Raw genomic sequence first — 18077 nt, forward strand, 5'->3', positions numbered from 1 at the left:
AATATATTAGATGAAATTCTTATCGTACTAACTGCTTAGGATAATTTAATATAAATAATTATTAATATCAGCAATATACTTTCATCGAGTGATGGGTAAAACTTAATATTTTAACTGAAAGAATTAATTTATTATAAAGGAAGTAACATGAATCAATATGCACTTGTCACCGATATCGGTGGAACTAATGCTCGATTTGCGCTTTATAATTTGGCTACAAATGAGCTATCAGCAATAACTAAAGTTCTTATTGCAAAGGATGATGTATTGCTAAAATTAATTAAGAATTACTTACAAGCCCAATCGGTTACCGTTAAAATGGCTTGTATTGCAATTGCCTGTCCGATTAATGACGAAGATATAATTAGTATGACAAACAATGATTTGTCGTTTTCACGATCTGAATTAGTTAAGGAACTTAATCTTGAAAAACTAGAAGTAATCAATGATTTTACAGCAGTATCAACTTCAATTCCTAAATTATCTAAACAAGATCTTGTTCAGATTGGTGGTGATGAACCTGATTTAGATTATCCAATTGCAATTTATGGTGCAGGTACAGGACTTGGAGTGTCACATTTAATTAAAGTAAATGGACGTTGGATTAGTTTGTCAGGAGAAGGGGGGCATACAGAGCTTCCAATGATAAGTGATGATGAAGACCGTATTTTAGTGCAACTTCGCAAAAAATTTGGGCGTGTTTCTACCGAGCGGTTTTTATCAGGCAATGGTATTGTTAATATTTATCAAGCGTTGTTACAAATTAATAATCAACCAGTAATAGAGATTACACCCGACATTATTGTTGAGAAAGCGCTATCTAAAAGTTGTCCACTTTGCTTGCAAACTTTAACCTATTTTTGTACTTTTATGGGGCGTTTTGGTGGTAATTTGGCATTAACACTTAATACACAAGGTGGCGTTTATATTGCTGGGGGTATTGTGCCACGCTTTATCGAATTTTTTAAAACATCTCCATTTAGAGATGCTTTTGAACATAAAGGTCGTATGTCCTATTTAGTCAAAAAAATTCCTGTTTATGTAATAACACATGAAGATCCAGGCTTGTTTGGTGCAGGTGTTTATTTACAAAATTGTCTTAATAAATAGTATTAATGAGTAAAGGTTTTATTTTATGATGTGGTGTTATATTTACCGAAGTACCAAAAAAGAGAACTGCTATCTATATATGGAACATGAAAATGATTTTTCAACGATTCCTGAAAAAGTAATGTCTATTTTTGGTTCACCTGTTTTTGTCATGAAAGTATTACTTGACGGTAAACGAAAATTTGTAGTTGGTACCGCCACTGAAATAGAAGAAAAGATTAAAACTGATGGATTTTTCTTACAAATGCTAAAAGAAGATGATTTCAAAGTATGATTGAGCCATTTTGGGAATATAAGACATTAGCTCAGATGAGTGATGAAGAATGGGAACAGCTCTGTGATGGTTGTGGTCAATGTTGCTTAAATAAATTGATGGACGAAGATACAGACGAGATCTTATATACTAATGTTGCTTGTAATTTGCTTGATTCTAATACTTGTCAATGTAAACACTATTATAATCGCTTTGATTACGAACCTGATTGTATCAAGTTGACTCGTGATAACCTCCTTACCATTGAATGGTTACCTTTAACCTGTACCTATCGTTATTTTTCTGAAACAGGACAATTGCCTCATTGGCATCCGCTTATTACGGGTAATAAAAAGCTTATGCATAAGCTGAAGATATCGGTTAAAAATCGGATTGTTTATGAAAAAGATGTGATTTGTTGGGAAGACCATATTATTTAAAATAGGGAGCTACAGCTCCCTTTTGATTTTAATTTAAAGCACAATCCATAAATATCCAAATACATCAACAGCGAGCATATTTAAAAACATTAAAATAAATACAAAAATCATAAATGAGATATCAATCATTCCAAGCGGTGGCACAATACGGCGAATTGGTGCTATAAGTGGTTCAGTTAACTGAGCAAGTAATTCATCCGCGTTTGATTGTCCACGGCTAACCCAACTTAGAATTGCTCGAAATAGTAATAACCAGAATAATAAATGCCCAAATGCATGAGCTATGACAGCAATAGCATAAAGTAGGTATTTACTAGTCCAAATTGATTCATTAATCATTCCATAGTAGGAAATAAAAATAATTTTAATGACGGCAACAAAATATAAAAGAACCCATGTAGCGGTATCTATTTGTTTAATAGAAGGAATGACTTTGCGTAGTGGACCGATAACAGGTTGAGTTATTCGTACGATAAATTGGGTAAATGGGTTATAGAAATTTACACGCACACGCTGCATCCATAAACGCAAAATTAAAACATAGAGACATACCGTTAAGATGGTATTACCTAGAAAATAAAGCGATGTCATTTAAGACTCCTTAAAATAAACTATTCGGGCAATATATCACAAATACTGCCTTGCTCCAAAGATCGCTGTACCTATTCGAACCATAGTGCTACCAGCAACAATAGCAGCTTGCATGTCGCCACTCATGCCCATGGATAATGTATCCATAAATGGATAATCAGTTTGTAAAGAACGCAAAAATTCGTGCATTTTGTTAAAGACGTTTAGTTGTTTGTCAAAATCATTTTCAATTTCAGGGATCGCCATTAATCCACGTAAATTTAAATTGGGTAGTGTTATAATTTGTTTTGCTAAATCAGCAACTTGTTCAGGATAAACCCCCGACTTGCTGGCTTCTTTACTAATATTAACTTGAATAAGTACATTTAAGTTTTCCATATTAGCTGGGCGCTGATCATTTAAACGTTGAGCAATTTTAAATCGATCAATGGTATGCATCCAATCAAAGTGTTCGGCGACTAATTTGCTTTTGTTCGATTGTAATGGACCAATAAAATGCCAAGTTAATAAAGTATTGGGGAGAATTTGTTTAAAATACTGGATTTTTTCAACGCCTTCTTGAACATAGTTTTCACCAAAAGATAGTTGACCTGCATCTATCGCTTGTTTGATTAAGGTTACTGGCTTTGTTTTACTGACCGCAATAAGTTCGATTGTATTGGGATCTCGTTCGCATTTTTTTGCTATTTCTTGAATTGTGTTTTTTATAGTAAGTAAATTGTCACGTACTGTATTCATGTTAATTCCCAATTAATAAACTAATAGGTAAAATATAATGTTAAAATCGATGTTGTCGCTTAGTGTAACGCAAAAAGCATCCGATTTGCATCTTTCAAGTGGTGAAGTTGCACGCATTCGCATTAATGGACAATTACAGTGTGTATCAAACGAAAAGTTATCGCCGTTAGATTTAGAATCTGAACTATTAGCGTTACTTAATGAATCACAAAAATTACAATTACAGCAAGATAAACAAATTGATTTAGCCTATCAATCTCCTGAAATAGGTCGCTTTAGAGTCAATATTTTTTATCAACAGCGTGGTATTTCGGCAGTGTTTCGAATGATTAAAAAACAGATTCCAGATCTAGATGAAATAGGTGCGCCCGAGGTTTTTAAAAAGCTAATAACGCACGAAAGTGGTATTATTTTAGTGACAGGTGCTACAGGAAGTGGTAAATCAACGACGCTTGCATCATTAATTGAATATATTAACTCAACTCAATCCAAACACATTATTACTTTAGAAGACCCCATTGAGTTTATTTATCATAATCAACATTCATTAATTCAACAAAGAGAGCTTACAAATTTTGACTACGCACTTGATAGCCTTTTAAGGCAAGATCCTGACATAATATTACTTGGGGAATTACGTAATAAAAAATCTATCCAAACTGCATTAACAGTAGCTGAAACAGGGCATTTAGTTTTTGCTACGTTACATACATGTTCTGCTATTCAAAGCATTAATCGTATTATTGATGTATTTGATGAAAATTCGCGTAACTTTATTCGCACACAATTATCAAATAATTTAAGAGCAATTATCAGTCAAAAGCTAATATTAACAAAAAATGGGCGTAAAGCGTTGTTTGAAGTGCTTATCAATACTCCTGCTGTCAGTAATTTAATTAATGAAGGCAAAATTAAACAAATTATTTCCCTTATGCAGACGGGGCGACAACATGGTATGCAAATTATTACGGATCAATAATTACTGAAATTGAAATAATCTTTAATCATAAACTAATTTTATTTATTTACCTGTGACTACAAACGAATGGCAAAGCGGAAAGAGTGATAAAAACTTTGAATTGCGATATGACATAATCAGCAAATATTTATCGATTTAAAAGATAGAAAACAAAAATTTAAACGCTTTATTAATTTTTATAATACCGTTAAAGCACATAGAGCGATTTCAGGGAAAATGCCTTATGATTTTTAGAGGATTATTTTAACCATGAAGTGTAAACAACTCGGCGTTTTCCTGAAATTATCAAAGTTTAAAGCAATTAAAATTAACCCAAAAGCTTAATTGTAAAAAACGTTTACAAATGTTTACAAATCTTTACAAAAAAAATTTCATAAAAGTAGTCAAATTTTTTTTAATAGCTATACTTTAATAATTGAAAAACCTCAAAAGATTGAGTGTTAGTAATTGAAATTAGAGTAAAATAAAAAATATCTGACAGAGGGATATTATGTCAAACTATTTTAAATCTCAGCAAATCGATATCTTAGCTTTACAGTGTTATCGTGCTACCCGTATTTTTACGTTCATCTCATTTATATTCTCGACATTGCCTAAAAAATTATTGCCTGATTTAATGCGAAATTTAGTATCAAACGTTATATTTTTAGCTTCATTACTATTGTACTCTTTTGGTTCACAAGCATTAACATCTTATTCTGCCTATGCTATTCAAGGATCTGCACCATATTTTACGGTCGATGGTGGGCAAACTAAGATAACTTCGTCTGATGGGTTATTAGGGATTCGGTTATCTAACGGTACAATAATTACACCTTCAACTAATGATTCAACCACTGCAAATCCAATTGTGTTACCTAAGAGTGGGGAACGTTTTACTGATATTAGTATGTTTGTTCCACTATCAAAAAATTCTAGCGAGCTAAATATACCGTTAAACACACTTGTTACAGAACCATATAACTATTGGGGTGATGATGATGGTGATGGTCAAGTTTCAGCAACTGGCGAAATATCAGTAAAAATTACTGATAAAAATAATCGAGCTGTTAATCGTAGTGAAGTATTAACGATATGTCATGCACCTTATAAAGTAGTATTAAGTAATACTGATAGCACATTAAAAACAAAATATGGCACACCTGACCATATTATGGTTAGTGCTGCCACCACATCGTATTACATTAACCCAAAAGACTCACCAGCTGTTTGCTATGCCAGGCCGGGGCTACGTTATGGTGGTTTAGATTATGCAGATGATGAACGCTATCACGGCCCAGCAAATATATGGGATCCAGATAGAGGCTTTCTTACCCAAACTGCTACCCCTGAATCATACGCTCGTAATTTTCCAACGACGGGCGGTGATAATGTGTATTTTTATTTAGATATTGGAGGAATAGACGAAAAAGAGCTAACTTGGTCTTCGATTACAAAAGAAGGAATAACGGCGACAATAGAAGTAGTGCCACCAGATGATCGCGCTAGTAACCAGTTTGACCGTAAAGGGGGAACACGAGTTACTTTAACTGGCCCAACAGTGGAATATTTAGGTATGATTAGTTTTCCTGATCGAATATACAAACCAAACTTACCACAAACATTCGAATTAGTGGGCGAAGATAACCATGGTAATAAAGTAAAATACGGGTTTGTATTGAAAAAATGGTTTGTAGGTAGAACCGAATCAGGGTATGTTGAAGAGATGCCGCCTATCGATACGTGGTGTAGTCGTTTAGGAGATTATCGTGCGGTAAAAATAGAGGATCTGACCAATGCAAAATGTGGTATTATAGATAATAACGCTTATTTTCATTTTCCGTGTATAGATGGGGTAGATGGTGCGATGCCTTTCTCAAATGGAAATTATTACCAACGTCAAATAGGTGCTGGTTTTTTAACAGAGTGGGGAAGTTATGGTAATTACCCGATGTCTAAGTTTAGCAATAACTCTCACTTTGTGGGTTTCAGTAAAAATAATGATTATACTTTTGAAATTATAGCGGAGAACGGCGTAGTGTCTGTTAAGGAAAGAGGATATGTTGACGACAAATATCCAGGGATATGTGTTACCCCTTAACCTTTTAATCTGTAAGTTGGCATATAGTATTAAATAAGAATAATCATAATAAAAAAACAAAGCCCTAACCGCAAGGTTGGGCTTGATTTATATTTATACTTTTTAAATAATCATGTAACGATTTCCTAAAATAGTGTAACAAAAACTATAAAACTTTTATGATAAAAATAAAAGATAAATAGAAAAGTAGCTAAACATCAATTGCATCATATATTTAAATAAGGTAGATATTTAGGTTGGCTAAATGGTTGTGCCATTCCAAAAATTGACATAGTTTTGTTATGCTATAATGATATCGATTTGCTTTTAGGGTAGCAAGTTTCGTTCTATTATCAGTGTTGCTTGCTTTAGAATATCGTTTTCCATATGGAATTGTTTAAGCTCTTTACGCAACGCGATTAACTCTTGTTCTTGTGGACTGCGATTATCTTTTGTTTTAAATGAGCCGCTTTGGCTTGCTTGCGTTATCCAACGGTCCAATGCGGATGGTGTCAAATCATATTCTGCAACGATTTCACTACGTGATTTACCATGTTGATAAAGACTGACCCTTGGTGTTTTAAATCATCTGTGAATGTTCGTCTTTTGCGTTTAATCTTATTCATATTTGTCCCCGTTTTAGTTGTGATAAGTTTACCTTACTCCTTAAAAAAGTTGTATGAATTAGTGTAGCCGATCCAAGTAGGCTAATTAGGGATTGATGAATTTGGTTTTATTAGGTAGATAGAAATTGGTACAAATTTAAATATTTTACAAGGCGAAGATAGTTTAAAAAGGCGAATATTATGGCTAAGACGAGTAACTTTAAGTCGGCTACATTTTTCAGCCAATCCACTATAACTATTCTTACTAAACACCCTTTGCTAAAAGGTCAAAGGTAGTACATAATATGTGGTTAAAATTTAGATAAAAATAATTAGTAATAAGAATTATTGTTTATGGGGTGGAAAATGGGGTTAGTAAAGCATTTAGTTGTATTTAGCCTGCTGTTAGCATTAGCTGGTTGTGATAATAAAGACGCTGAACAAAACACACGCGCTGAACAGGCAGAAACGCAATCAGAAACAAAAGTTATTGATAATAATACAACCGCTGATATTAGCAATCCTAGTGATGACAACGATATCGTACAAGATGAATCGTCAAAACTAGCCTTTAACCCCACACCAGAATTAGTTGAAAAATATCACGGTAAAGAATTAACTGTTATTGATAGTTCAGAGGTCATTATTGATGGTTCAAGTACTTTAGTTATTACCTTTTCGGTTCCTTTAAATCCTAAACTCAATTTTTCTAATTTGCTTCGTTTAGTTGATCGCCAAACGGGTAATGTTGACGGAGCTTGGGAGTTGTCGGATAACGGATTAGAATTAAGACATCGCTATCTTGAACCAAATCGTCAATTAGATCTCACCATTGATAAGATGTTAGCTGCAATTAATGGCAACAGCTTAAAAGAAGTCTACCAAGCAGAAATTAAAACTCAAGATCGCCTGCCGATGGTGGGATTTGCTAGTAATGGTTTTTTGTTGCCAAGCAAATCAATGACAGGTTTACCTGTTACTACGCTTAATGTTAATAAAATTGATGTTAATTTCTTTAAAATTAAACCTGAACAGTTATCTGATTTTATCGCTGATTATGGTTTTATTAACCAAGTGTCAGCTTGGAATTCAAAGAATATTAATAAATTTGCTGATTTAGTTTATACGTCTCGGTTTGATCTTAATCCTAAGCGTAATTCGCAAGAAACCGTATTACTTAACTTATCATCCATTCCGCAACTTCAGCAAGAAGGGATTTATTTAGCTGTTATGAATCAAGCAGGAAGTTACGATTATACAAATCCTGCATCGCTATTTTCGATCAGTAATATAGGTGTTGCGGTTCATGCTTACAACAATGGTAAATTATCTGTTATTACCCATGGACTTGACAATGGAAAACCATTTGCTGATGTAAATATATCGATTTTATGTAACAAAAGTATTCGAGATAGTAATAAAAACTGTACCACTATTTCGGCTAAAACTGATGCTACAGGTTATGCTGAAGTCACTTTGCCAAAAGATATGGATTATGCACTACTTACGGCAAGTGATGGTAATCAAATTTCTTTGGTGAATTTGGATCGTAGCGCATTAAATTTAAGTGAATATAATTTAACGGGGTCTACTTTTTATCAAAAGCAACTATTTGCTTTTGGGCCTCGTGATTTGTATCGCCCACAAGAGACGGTCTATTTTAATGCACTTTTGCGTAATGCTGATGGTAAGCCATTGCCTTTGCAACCAATTGTGGTTGATGTTATGTCACCCGATAATCAAGTTGTTGAGAATTTTACTGTCGATGCTAAAGCAAAATCTAACGGTTTATATCAATGGCAATATGTTATTCCAGCTAATGCAGCAACGGGTAAATGGGCATTTCGTTTTAATTTAGGCGACGATAATTACCGTTATGTGTGGTTCCGTGTGGAAGAATTTTTACCAGAGCGTATGGCAATGGAAATTACGACCGCATCCAATAAGCCTATTACGCTTGATAAACGTGTCAATTTTGATGTTAAAGGTTGGTATCTTTATGGTGCTCCAGCAGCAGGAAATAATTTAGAAGGTAATATTTATCTTAAAAAAATTGATTCAATACCTGAACTTGCTGATTATAAAATTGGTAATGTGACTGACAATAGTATAGGTAGACAACTTTATAATATTGAGACGACTTTAGATAAAAATGGCAATGCACAAGTAGGAATTGATACTAGCGATTGGGGTAAATTGGGTTTTCCTATCAAATTTATTTTGCAAGCCAGTTTACTTGATTCAGGAGGACGCCCTGTTACTCGTTATGCCAGCCAAATTATTTGGCCAAATCAGCAAATGCCTGCTGTGCGTGCACTATTTTCTCAATCACCTTATTATGATTGGTCATTAGATAAATATGAAACTAGTCCGACAGTTGATAAAGGTGCTAATGCTGAATTTGAAGTGGCTTATGTTAACACTGATGGGCAAAAGCTGGCTGCTAGTCATTTAAAGGCAAGAATTATTCGTGAACGTCATAATTATTATTGGACTTGGTCTGAACATACTGGGTGGTATCAAGCATACAATTCAAGTGAGTTCGTTGTGCAAGAGCAACCGCTGTCTATCGCTGCTAATGGTACAGTTAAAGTGAGTTACCAAACGGATGATTATGGCTTTTATCGTATTGAAATTGTTGATACTAAAAATAATATTATCAGTAGTTTACGTTTTAGAAGTGGTTATAATTGGGAAGATAATACCAATGGCACCAATGCTGTTCGTCCAGATCAGGTTAAATTAAGCCTGGATAAAACTGCCTATTCGGTTGGTGATACTGCTAAAATACATGTACAAGCTCCAGTAGCAGGCTCGGGTTATATTTCACTTGAAACCAATGATGGTATATTATGGAAAAAAGATATCACTGTTGGTGAAAACGGTCTTGATGTTGAAATTCCAATCCAAGATTGGGGACGCCATGATATTTATATTAGTGCGATGATTATTCGCCCATCAACTGACGCTGCAGTTCAGACAATTAAACGAGCAATTGGGTTACTTTATTTACCAATTGACACTTCAAATCGTCAATTAAACTTGAGCATTGAAGCACCTACGAAGACAGAGCCTGAAAAAACTATTCCAATAAAGGTCAAAATAGATAAAAGTGCAATCCAAAAGGATCATAAGGTTTCAGTATTGGTTTCGGCTGTTGATTCAGGTGTTTTGAACATTACTAATTTTGCAACACCTGATCCTTATAGCGCATTTTTGGGTCGTAAACGTTATGAAGTTGATCTTTATGATGTGTATGGCAAATTAATTGAAGGTAAAGGACGCAATTTGAATGTGAGCTTTGGTGGTGATGCTATGCTTGGTGAATCTGGCCCAGGCGGTAAAAAAACATTAAACGAAGTTAAAATTGTGGCTCAACAATTGCAAACTATTGATCTTAATGATGACGGTGAAGGTGTTGTTGACCTTGCTTTGCCTAATTTTAATGGCGAATTACGCATAATGGCTCAAGCATGGGATGATAGCCGTTATGGTAAAGCGGAACAAGCCATGATAGTTGCATCGCCAGTTGTTGCTGAGCTATCTACACCTCGCTTTTTATCGGGTGGTGATCAGGCTACCTTGGCACTAGATCTAAATAATCTAACCGAAAAAACACAAACAATGCAGGTCAATGTTTTGACGGATGGTTTGATTCATCAAAATGCAGTTGAGTCTACGAAAGTTACACTTGATAGCAAGCAAAGACAGATTATTCAAGTGCCAGTTGTTGCTGATTATGGTTATGGACAAGGTACGGTGACAATTAATGTCACAGGAATTTTATTGGAGGATGGCTCAAATTATCAGATCAAGCGATCGTGGGCAGTCGGTGTTAGACCGGCTTATGCCGCTACCAATAAATATTATGCAGCAGCAATCAATGGTGGTGAAAGTTGGGTTTTACCTGAAGATAGTATAGCTGAGATGATTGAAAACACGGTTGATGGTAAATTAATTGTATCTAATCAACCGCCGTTAAATATTGCTCAATATATTAAATCGCTATTTGCTTATCCATATGGTTGTTTAGAACAGACCATTAGTGGTTTAATGCCATCATTGTATGCAAACCAAGACCAGCTTGCAGCTTTGGGAATTAAAACCGAATCGGATAAAGAGCGACGTGAGAAAGTACAATTAGGTATTTCACGAATTTTATCAATGCAACGTAATAATGGTAGTTTTGGTTTATGGAGCAAAGACAGTGCCGAGGAATATTGGTTAACGGTGTATGCGACTGATTTTTTAATCCAAGCAAGTGAGCGTGGTTATAATGTCAACAATAAAGCGCTTGATGCAGCAATTACCCGTATCAGCCAATATACTTATGATGCCAATGCATTTAATGGGTTACAAAGCTACTATGATAATTCACAAGCAAGCAATTATACGCAATTTGCAACTAAAGCTTATGCTTTAGCTGTGTTGGCAAGGCAAAATAAAATCACTGTGCCTATGCGTAATGAAATTAATCGAATGTATCAACAGATCACTGAGAGTGATTTTAAAGTATTGTCACCATTACCAGTTGCTCAGTTAGCGCTTTCCGCCAAGCTGGCTGGTTTTGATAATATCTATAATAATTTGATGCCTCGAGTATTTACAACAAGTTATGATAATCGTTATTCTTGGTTAGGCGAATATGGTAGTGCTATTCGTGATAATGCATTAGTTTTATCTTTATTGGTAGAAAATAATTTAAGTGTTGATAAGCAAGCTGATTATTTAATTCAGTTATCTGATTTGCTTAATGATACTCGTTATTTTTCAACTCAGGAACTTAACGCATTATTTGTGGCTGGCTGGTCATTAGAACAACATAAATCTTCACATAAATTTAATGTGGTGATCAACGAGCAGTCAAATGAGGTTGATTCGACTTTATCACGCTCTTTTGATTTTGCTAATTTAGCCAATAGATTAACGATTTCTAATCCAGAAAATGCACAACCACTTTATATTAAATTCACCGTTTCAGGTTATGACAAGAAAGCGCCTGCACCAACGAGTGATGAAAATGTTTTAACTATCAATCGTTCCTATTACGATTTGAAAGGTAACAAAATTCAACCTGATCACTTGAAAGTGGGTGATTTAGTGGTGGTATTATTGGATGTTAGAGCACATAAAGAAGTCGTTCACGATGCGTTAATTGTTGATTTTTTACCTGCTGGACTTGAGTTAGAAAATCAAAATCTCACAAATAGTAGTGTGAGTCTACAGGCAATACCGGAAATTGCCAATTTGTTGAAAGATGAAGATAGCAATGATATTAAATATCAAGAATTCCGTGATGATAGATATGTTGCGGCTGTTGATATTAATCACTATGTGAGCGATGGTACTTATCGATCGCAGGTTGCTTATTTGGCTAGAGCAGTGACGGCAGGTAATTATATGATTCCATACCCTTATGTTGAATCTATGTATCGGCCCGATCGGTTTGCAATTGGTCAATCAATTGACTTAATGTCTATTGTTGAGCGCAATGTAGAGCCCAATGAACCTAAACAACAATAGCTAGTATGTATCAATTAAATTTGATTTTTAAAATGTAAACAAATTGATTATCCGCTAACAATTGTTAGCGGCATCTATTTATACTGAAACATATTATACTGAAACATAGTGTTACCTGAAACTTTTTGACAAAATGAAAAAGCGCCTACTTAAAATTCTGGCTTTCTTATTTTTTTCTATCCTTTTGTTATTAGGTATCTTTTTTGTTGCCGATTACTTTTATCCTTTATCAATAACAAAAAATAAAACAACACAAACAATTCTTGCGCAAGATGGTACGCCTCTGTGGCGATTTGCTGATGAAAATGGTATTTGGCGATATCCTATCAAATTAGATGAAGTCCCCAATGATTACCTTGATGTGTTATTAAATTATGAAGACCGCCATTTTTATGATCATTTTGGTATTAATCCTGCCTCTTTATTGAGAGCAGCTTGGCAAAATATCACCAATAAAAGAATTATTTCAGGTGGTAGTACTATTTCGATGCAGGTTGCAAGATTGCTTTATCCACACGATCGCTCCATGGCAGGAAAGTTACAACAAATATTTCGAACACTACAACTTGAATTACATTTTACAAAAGATGAAATTTTAACTTTATATATTAATCGAGCCCCATTTGGCGGGACAATCGAAGGCTTAGGGGCTGCTAGTTGGTCATATTTTGGTAAAGAGCCCAAAGCGTTAACACGTAGTGAGGCGGTTTTATTGGCCGTATTGCCACAAGCACCCAGTCGTTTGCGTCCTGATAGGTACCCCGAACGAGCCAAACAAGCACGCGACAAAGTTCTAGCAAGATTGGCCCGATATCAGGTATGGTCATCTGATATTATAGAGCAAGTTAGAAAAGAAGAAGTATGGGTTTACCCACGTAAAAAGCCACAATTAGCTCCTTTATTAGCTCGAAGGTTAAGTCAACAATATCCTGATGTTGATATTATTCGATCAAATATCGATCTTTCCCTTCAATACAGCCTTGAAGATATTGCTGCTAATCGTAAAAATCAGTTACCTCCCAAAAACTCACTAGCTATTTTAGTTGTCGATCATACGGATATGTCCGTAAAAGGCTATGTTGGGTCGGTTGATTTTAACGATAAAGAGCGATTCGGTCAGGTTGATATGATAAGTTCGCTTCGATCTCCTGGATCGACATTAAAGCCTTTTATGTATGCTTTAGCGATTGATGACGGCATGATTCATTCTGAATCGTTATTGCAAGATACACCTAGAATCAGTTCTGATTATCGACCTACGAATTTTGATGAAGATTTTTATGGACCAATAAGTGCCTCAGATGCATTAAAGAATTCATTAAACTTACCTGCTGTTGAGTTAATTGAGCTTTATGGACCAAAACGATTTGCTGGCAAGCTGTTTAGTATTGGCTTACCGCTTCAATCTAAAGGTAATGATCCTAATATATCGTATATTTTGGGTGGTGCGTCGTTAAGAATGGATAATTTAGTTAGCGCATATAGTGCCTTTGCTCGTCATGGGCAAGTAAGTCCTTTACGATTTACGCAAGCAGATCCCTTACTAAGCAAGCCATTTATTAGCGATGGAAGTGCATGGATCACAAGACAGATGCTAGTTAATAATTATCAGCTTGCCTATAAAACAGGCACTAGCTATGGATATCGTGATGCATGGGCGATTGGGGTCAATCCTCGCTATTTGATTGGCATTTGGGTCGGTCGTCCTGATGGAACGCCCGTTGTTGGTCAATATGGCAGTATTACAGCGGTGCCGATACTACAACAAGTTAACACGTTATTATTAAATAAAGAGCGACGAATAAATCGCCCACTTCCCTTAGTAACTAAACCGACAACAGTAACCTTAGAAAAAATTTGTTGGCCATCAGGACAAAAGTTACCTGCAACTGATGAAAACTGCCACCGTCAAAAAAATGCATGGGTATTAAATAATATGATACCTCCAACACTTGATACGCTAACGGCACTTAATAATAATATTTATCGTTCAGGGTGGGTGACTATTTGGGTAAATGATGCCGGCAAACGTGTGTCAGCAGACTGTAGCAATGCACATAAAAAACAGGTTGCACTTTGGCCAATAGCTTTAGAAAATTGGCTACTACCCAAAGAACGTCGACAATCGCTAATTCCTGAAGTTGATAATCATTGCCCAGTGTTTGGTAAAGATATCTTTTTGCCACTCAATATTATTGGGCTGCAAGATAAGCAATTGGTAAAACGATTACCTGGGCAGCAAGATGTCACTATCGATCTAACTCCACAAGGTGGTGTTGGTGACAAATGGTGGTTTTTAGATGGTCAACTTATTGAGAAAACGTATGGCGATCAAAAGGTAGCTTTGACAGTTACTCATAAAGGTTTACATCATCTATTTTTATTAGATCAAAGTGGACAAATTTCACGAATGACATTTACCCTTGACTAAACTAACAAGGAGCAAACCTATGGCTATTGAAAGAACCTTATCTATCATCAAACCTAATGCCGTTAAAAAACAATTGATTGGTGAAATTGAAACCCGTATTAGCCAAGCAAAACTTAACATTATTGCCTTAAAAATGCTTAGATTAACAAAAGAACAGGCAGAAGGATTTTATGCTGAGCACCAAGGTAAATCATTTTTTGATAAGTTGGTTAAATTTATGATATCTGGGCCGATAGTTGTTCAGATTCTCGAAGGCGATAATGCTATTAAGCGTTATCGAGAATTGATGGGACCAACTGATTTATCTAAAGCAGCCACAGGCACTTTACGAGCTGATTTTGCTGACAGTATGACTGAAAATGCCGTACATGGCTCAGATTCTCTAGCCACGGCTGAAAAAGAAATTGCTTATTTTTTTGTTGATAGCGAGATAGTAGGGTAAATCAATATTATTAAATAAATCAAAATAGTGATATAAGCTGTTTTAGCTTGTATTAGTTTTTTTAATGTCATTAATCGAAAGCTACTACATATAACTTTAAGTTATAACCATGTGAGTATTTGTTATTTATTTATTCGATTCTTTGTTGCTAGACTTTAACGGTACATAACATAACCTTGATTGAGGGAGAATCAGAATGAAATTGTTGACTAAATCACTAGCTGTTGTTGCATTAGTAAGTAGTTTGTTAGGTGCAAATTCTGCTTATGCAGATCGCCTTGATGATATTGAGAAACGAGGAGAAATAAAAATAGCGGTATTTGATAGTAATCCGCCATTTGGTTATATTGACGAAAAGACAAATAAAATTGTTGGTCTTGACGTTGATTATGCCAACGAGATAGCAAAAGCATTAAAGGTTAATGTTGAGCTAGTTCCGACTAATCCGGCCAATCGAATTCCGTTATTAACATCCCAAAAAGCCGATTTAATTGTAGCTAATTTTACCGTTACTGATGAAAGAGCAAAAACTGTTGATTTTAGTCTTCCTTATTTTGCGACTGGTCAGAAATTTGTAGCAAAAAAAGGAGTATTGAAATCAGCAGATAATTTGAAAAATCTTCGTATTGGTGCCGATAAAGGTACAGTTATGGAAATTACATTGCGAGAAAAATACCCAACAGCTAAAGTAATTTCTTATGATGATACACCATTTGCGTTTGCAGCGTTACGTAATGGTGTTGTGCAGGCAATTACTCAAGATGATGCAAAATTAATCGGCCTATTAGCGAATTTACCAGAAGAACAACGAGCTGTATTTGAAATTTCACCATTTAGTATTACTCAAGAATATCAAGCTGTTGGTATACCAAAAGGGGAAGATCGCTTGAAAGAAAAAGTGAATCAAATTTTGTTAACACTAGAAAAAGATGGTGAAGCATTAACGATTTATAATCGTTGGTTTGGACCTGAAACTGCATCAGCGATGCCTCGTGGTGATTTTAAAATTGGTAAAGGTCAGTAGTTATGTATGAGCAATTACTTGAGCCTCGTTATTTGTGGTGGTTATGGGATGGTTTTTTAGTTACGTTAGCTATCTCATTGCTAACCATTATATTTTCAACATCACTAGGTTTTTTGCTGGTTATTGCTCAACAAAGTCGAATTAAATTCATTCAAGTTATAGTAATGGGGTATAACGCAATTTTTCGTTATTCTCCGTTATTGCCTCAACTCTTTTTTTGGTATTTTGGTGTGGGTAATTTATTACCAATAGAATTTAAATTATGGTTATTTGACGAACCGCAAATCCAGTTGCTGTTTTTTTCACTGAAAATGCCATCATTTGAATTTATAATCGGTTTAGTTGGTTTAACTTGTTATTCCAGTGCTTTTATTGCCGAAGAATTTAGAGCGGGTATAGCTGGTGTAAGTCGGGGGCAAGAACAGGCTTCATTGGCATTAGGTTTAACTTGGTGGCAAAGTATGCGATTTATTATTTTGCCACAAAGTTTTCGTATTGCATTTCCGCCTTTAATTGGCCAGTACATGAATATTATAAAAAATTCGTCGTTAACAATGGCTATTGGTGTGTTAGAACTTTCTTATGTATCGCGTCAAGTTGAAACCGAATCATTAAAAACCTTTCAAGATTTTGCTATTGCAACTTTATTATATATTTTGGCGATAGTGATTGTTGGAACTTTGGGTAATATTTATCAAGTAAAACGATTGCAAATAGGTAAGGTGTAATCATTTATGGAGCTTAAAGGTTTAGAGGTTATTTACCACAATTTCAGTTATATGATGTGGGGAAATTTTCCCGGAGGAATTTTTTTAACGCTGTTAATGAGTTTTGCCGCAATTATATTTTCAAGTTTTTTGGGTATTCTTGCTGGAGTCGGGTTGACTGTTTTAAAAGGAGTTATGCGTTATTTTTTAGTTGGTATACTTGGTTTTTTAAGAGCTATTCCTGTCATTATGCTTATTTTCTGGACTTACTTTCTTCTACCTGTGTTACTTAGTGTAGATGTGCCAGCAATTGCAACGGTAATATTTGCATTATCCTTGATAGGAGCTGCATACATTGGACATTCAGTTCATGCAGGTATGATTGCTGTGGCTAAAGAACAATGGCAAGCGGCGTTTTCATTAGGCTTAACTAAAAAGCAAGTTATTATATTTATCATATTACCACAAGCCCTTAAAATGATGTTGCCGTCTTTTGTAAATCAATGGGTATCACTGATTAAAGATACTTCACTGGCTTATATTGTTGGAGTAGCGGAATTTACTTTTATTGCAACCCAAATTAATAATCGTAGTATGATTTATCCAACAGAAATCTTTCTATTTGTTATAGTTGTTTATTTTATCATCTGCGCCTCGCTTGATTTTGCGGTTACGTTTTTCTCAAAACGCCAATTATTTTGCTTTAAATAAAACAATATTCTCATAGAGTATATGGGGGATTTCACTATTTACTTGAATAACGTTCTCTTAATTTATTCATGTAAAATTCGATTGAATCTTTAGCTTTGGGATGTGTTTCAATATAGCTATTAAATATTATTTGTATAAGTCAAAAAAATGTGGAAGATATATTATTGAATTTTCATGATCACTAATCTTAAAAGATGCATTTTTAAATGTACTAGCTTAAATTAAATCTGAGCTACTACAACTGATTTCTTGAAGAGCAAGTCCCTTCTCATTGCTCATTTTTTAAAGCGATAATAATTATCTCGATTATATCCTATGACTTTACAGGCTTATTGTGCGTACTAAGTTGCTGGTTAATTCTAAAAGCCATAATTTAGGTTTAATGATTTTTCTGTTTGATTCAATTATGACACTCCTAGTTACGTTATAAAATAACGCAAATGTCAGATTAAAACTATTCTTAT

At 34.8% G+C, this 18077-nt stretch carries 14 protein-coding genes and 1 pseudogene; 11 read left to right on the forward strand and 4 right to left on the reverse strand.

Annotated elements, in window-relative coordinates; genetic code table 11:
- Positions 1 to 147: 147 nt before the first annotated feature.
- From B9N71_RS02170 to B9N71_RS02180, 3 genes are read left to right on the forward strand one after another with little or no spacing between them, the layout of a single operon-like run.
- Positions 148 to 1110, forward strand: coding sequence for a glucokinase (locus tag B9N71_RS02170; protein WP_065589242.1), 963 nt, complete (start codon positions 148 to 150; stop codon positions 1108 to 1110).
- Positions 1111 to 1135: 25 nt separating this feature from the next.
- The gene (locus B9N71_RS02175) at positions 1136 to 1384 is read left to right on the forward strand and encodes a YcgL domain-containing protein (RefSeq protein WP_081296761.1); all 249 of its coding nucleotides are present in this window, start codon (positions 1136 to 1138) and stop codon (positions 1382 to 1384) included.
- The gene (locus B9N71_RS02180; protein ID WP_085163949.1) at positions 1381 to 1803 is read left to right on the forward strand and encodes a YcgN family cysteine cluster protein; all 423 of its coding nucleotides are present in this window, start codon (positions 1381 to 1383) and stop codon (positions 1801 to 1803) included. The genes B9N71_RS02175 and B9N71_RS02180 overlap by 4 nt, the downstream gene beginning before the upstream one ends.
- 33 nt (positions 1804 to 1836) lie before the next feature.
- On the opposite strand, the gene B9N71_RS02185 is transcribed toward B9N71_RS02180, so the two are convergent.
- A complete protein-coding gene (locus B9N71_RS02185) occupies positions 1837 to 2394 on the reverse strand; it encodes a YggT family protein (protein WP_034912890.1) in 558 nt (185 codons plus the stop codon).
- A gap of 36 nt (positions 2395 to 2430) precedes the next feature.
- Positions 2431 to 3132, reverse strand: coding sequence for a YggS family pyridoxal phosphate-dependent enzyme (locus tag B9N71_RS02190; RefSeq protein ID WP_085163950.1), 702 nt, complete (start codon positions 3130 to 3132; stop codon positions 2431 to 2433).
- Positions 3133 to 3169: 37 nt separating this feature from the next.
- On the opposite strand from B9N71_RS02190, the gene B9N71_RS02195 reads away from it, so the two are divergent.
- Together B9N71_RS02195 and B9N71_RS02200 are read left to right on the forward strand one after the other, a co-directional pair.
- The gene (locus B9N71_RS02195) at positions 3170 to 4111 is read left to right on the forward strand and encodes a type IV pilus twitching motility protein PilT (protein ID WP_085163951.1); all 942 of its coding nucleotides are present in this window, start codon (positions 3170 to 3172) and stop codon (positions 4109 to 4111) included.
- Positions 4112 to 4601: 490 nt separating this feature from the next.
- A complete protein-coding gene (locus B9N71_RS02200) occupies positions 4602 to 6191 on the forward strand; it encodes a hypothetical protein (RefSeq protein ID WP_085163952.1) in 1590 nt (529 codons plus the stop codon).
- Positions 6192 to 6497: 306 nt separating this feature from the next.
- Here B9N71_RS02200 and B9N71_RS02205 read toward each other — a convergent pair whose 3' ends face one another.
- Positions 6498 to 6686, reverse strand: a complete 189-nt coding sequence (locus tag B9N71_RS02205; RefSeq protein WP_244178506.1) for a hypothetical protein — start codon at positions 6684 to 6686, stop codon at positions 6498 to 6500.
- A gap of 455 nt (positions 6687 to 7141) precedes the next feature.
- Here B9N71_RS02205 and B9N71_RS02210 point away from each other — a divergent pair, with 455 nt between their 5' ends.
- The 6 genes from B9N71_RS02210 to B9N71_RS02235 all read left to right on the forward strand — a co-directional run bounded on the left by B9N71_RS02210 (position 7142) and on the right by B9N71_RS02235 (position 17613).
- On the forward strand, positions 7142 to 12298 hold the full coding sequence (locus B9N71_RS02210) for an alpha-2-macroglobulin family protein (protein ID WP_167370041.1): 5157 nt from the start codon (positions 7142 to 7144) through the stop codon (positions 12296 to 12298).
- 133 nt (positions 12299 to 12431) lie between these two features.
- On the forward strand, positions 12432 to 14729 hold the full coding sequence (gene pbpC, locus B9N71_RS02215) for a penicillin-binding protein 1C (protein ID WP_085163955.1): 2298 nt from the start codon (positions 12432 to 12434) through the stop codon (positions 14727 to 14729).
- Positions 14730 to 14748: 19 nt separating this feature from the next.
- Positions 14749 to 15171: a nucleoside-diphosphate kinase gene (gene ndk, locus B9N71_RS02220; RefSeq protein ID WP_085163956.1), complete on the forward strand. Its 423-nt coding sequence runs from the start codon at positions 14749 to 14751 to the stop codon at positions 15169 to 15171.
- A gap of 190 nt (positions 15172 to 15361) precedes the next feature.
- Positions 15362 to 16195 (forward strand): ABC transporter substrate-binding protein, encoded by an 834-nt coding sequence (locus B9N71_RS02225; RefSeq protein WP_370738293.1) that lies wholly within the window; start codon positions 15362 to 15364, stop codon positions 16193 to 16195.
- Positions 16196 to 16197: 2 nt separating this feature from the next.
- Entirely contained in the window at positions 16198 to 16923 is a 726-nt protein-coding gene (locus B9N71_RS02230; RefSeq protein ID WP_085163958.1) for an amino acid ABC transporter permease, read from the forward strand.
- A gap of 6 nt (positions 16924 to 16929) precedes the next feature.
- Complete coding sequence (locus B9N71_RS02235) at positions 16930 to 17613, forward strand: amino acid ABC transporter permease (protein ID WP_065589688.1); 684 nt, start codon at positions 16930 to 16932, stop codon at positions 17611 to 17613.
- Between the two features lie 278 nt (positions 17614 to 17891).
- Here the strand turns inward: B9N71_RS02235 and B9N71_RS13460 are convergent.
- A pseudogene (locus tag B9N71_RS13460) lies at positions 17892 to 18018 on the reverse strand (IS481 family transposase); the annotation flags it as partial.
- Between the last annotated feature and the right edge of the window lie 59 nt (positions 18019 to 18077).

This window comes from Gilliamella bombi (genome assembly GCF_900103255.1).
In the GTDB taxonomy this organism is placed as follows: domain Bacteria; phylum Pseudomonadota; class Gammaproteobacteria; order Enterobacterales; family Orbaceae; genus Gilliamella; species Gilliamella bombi.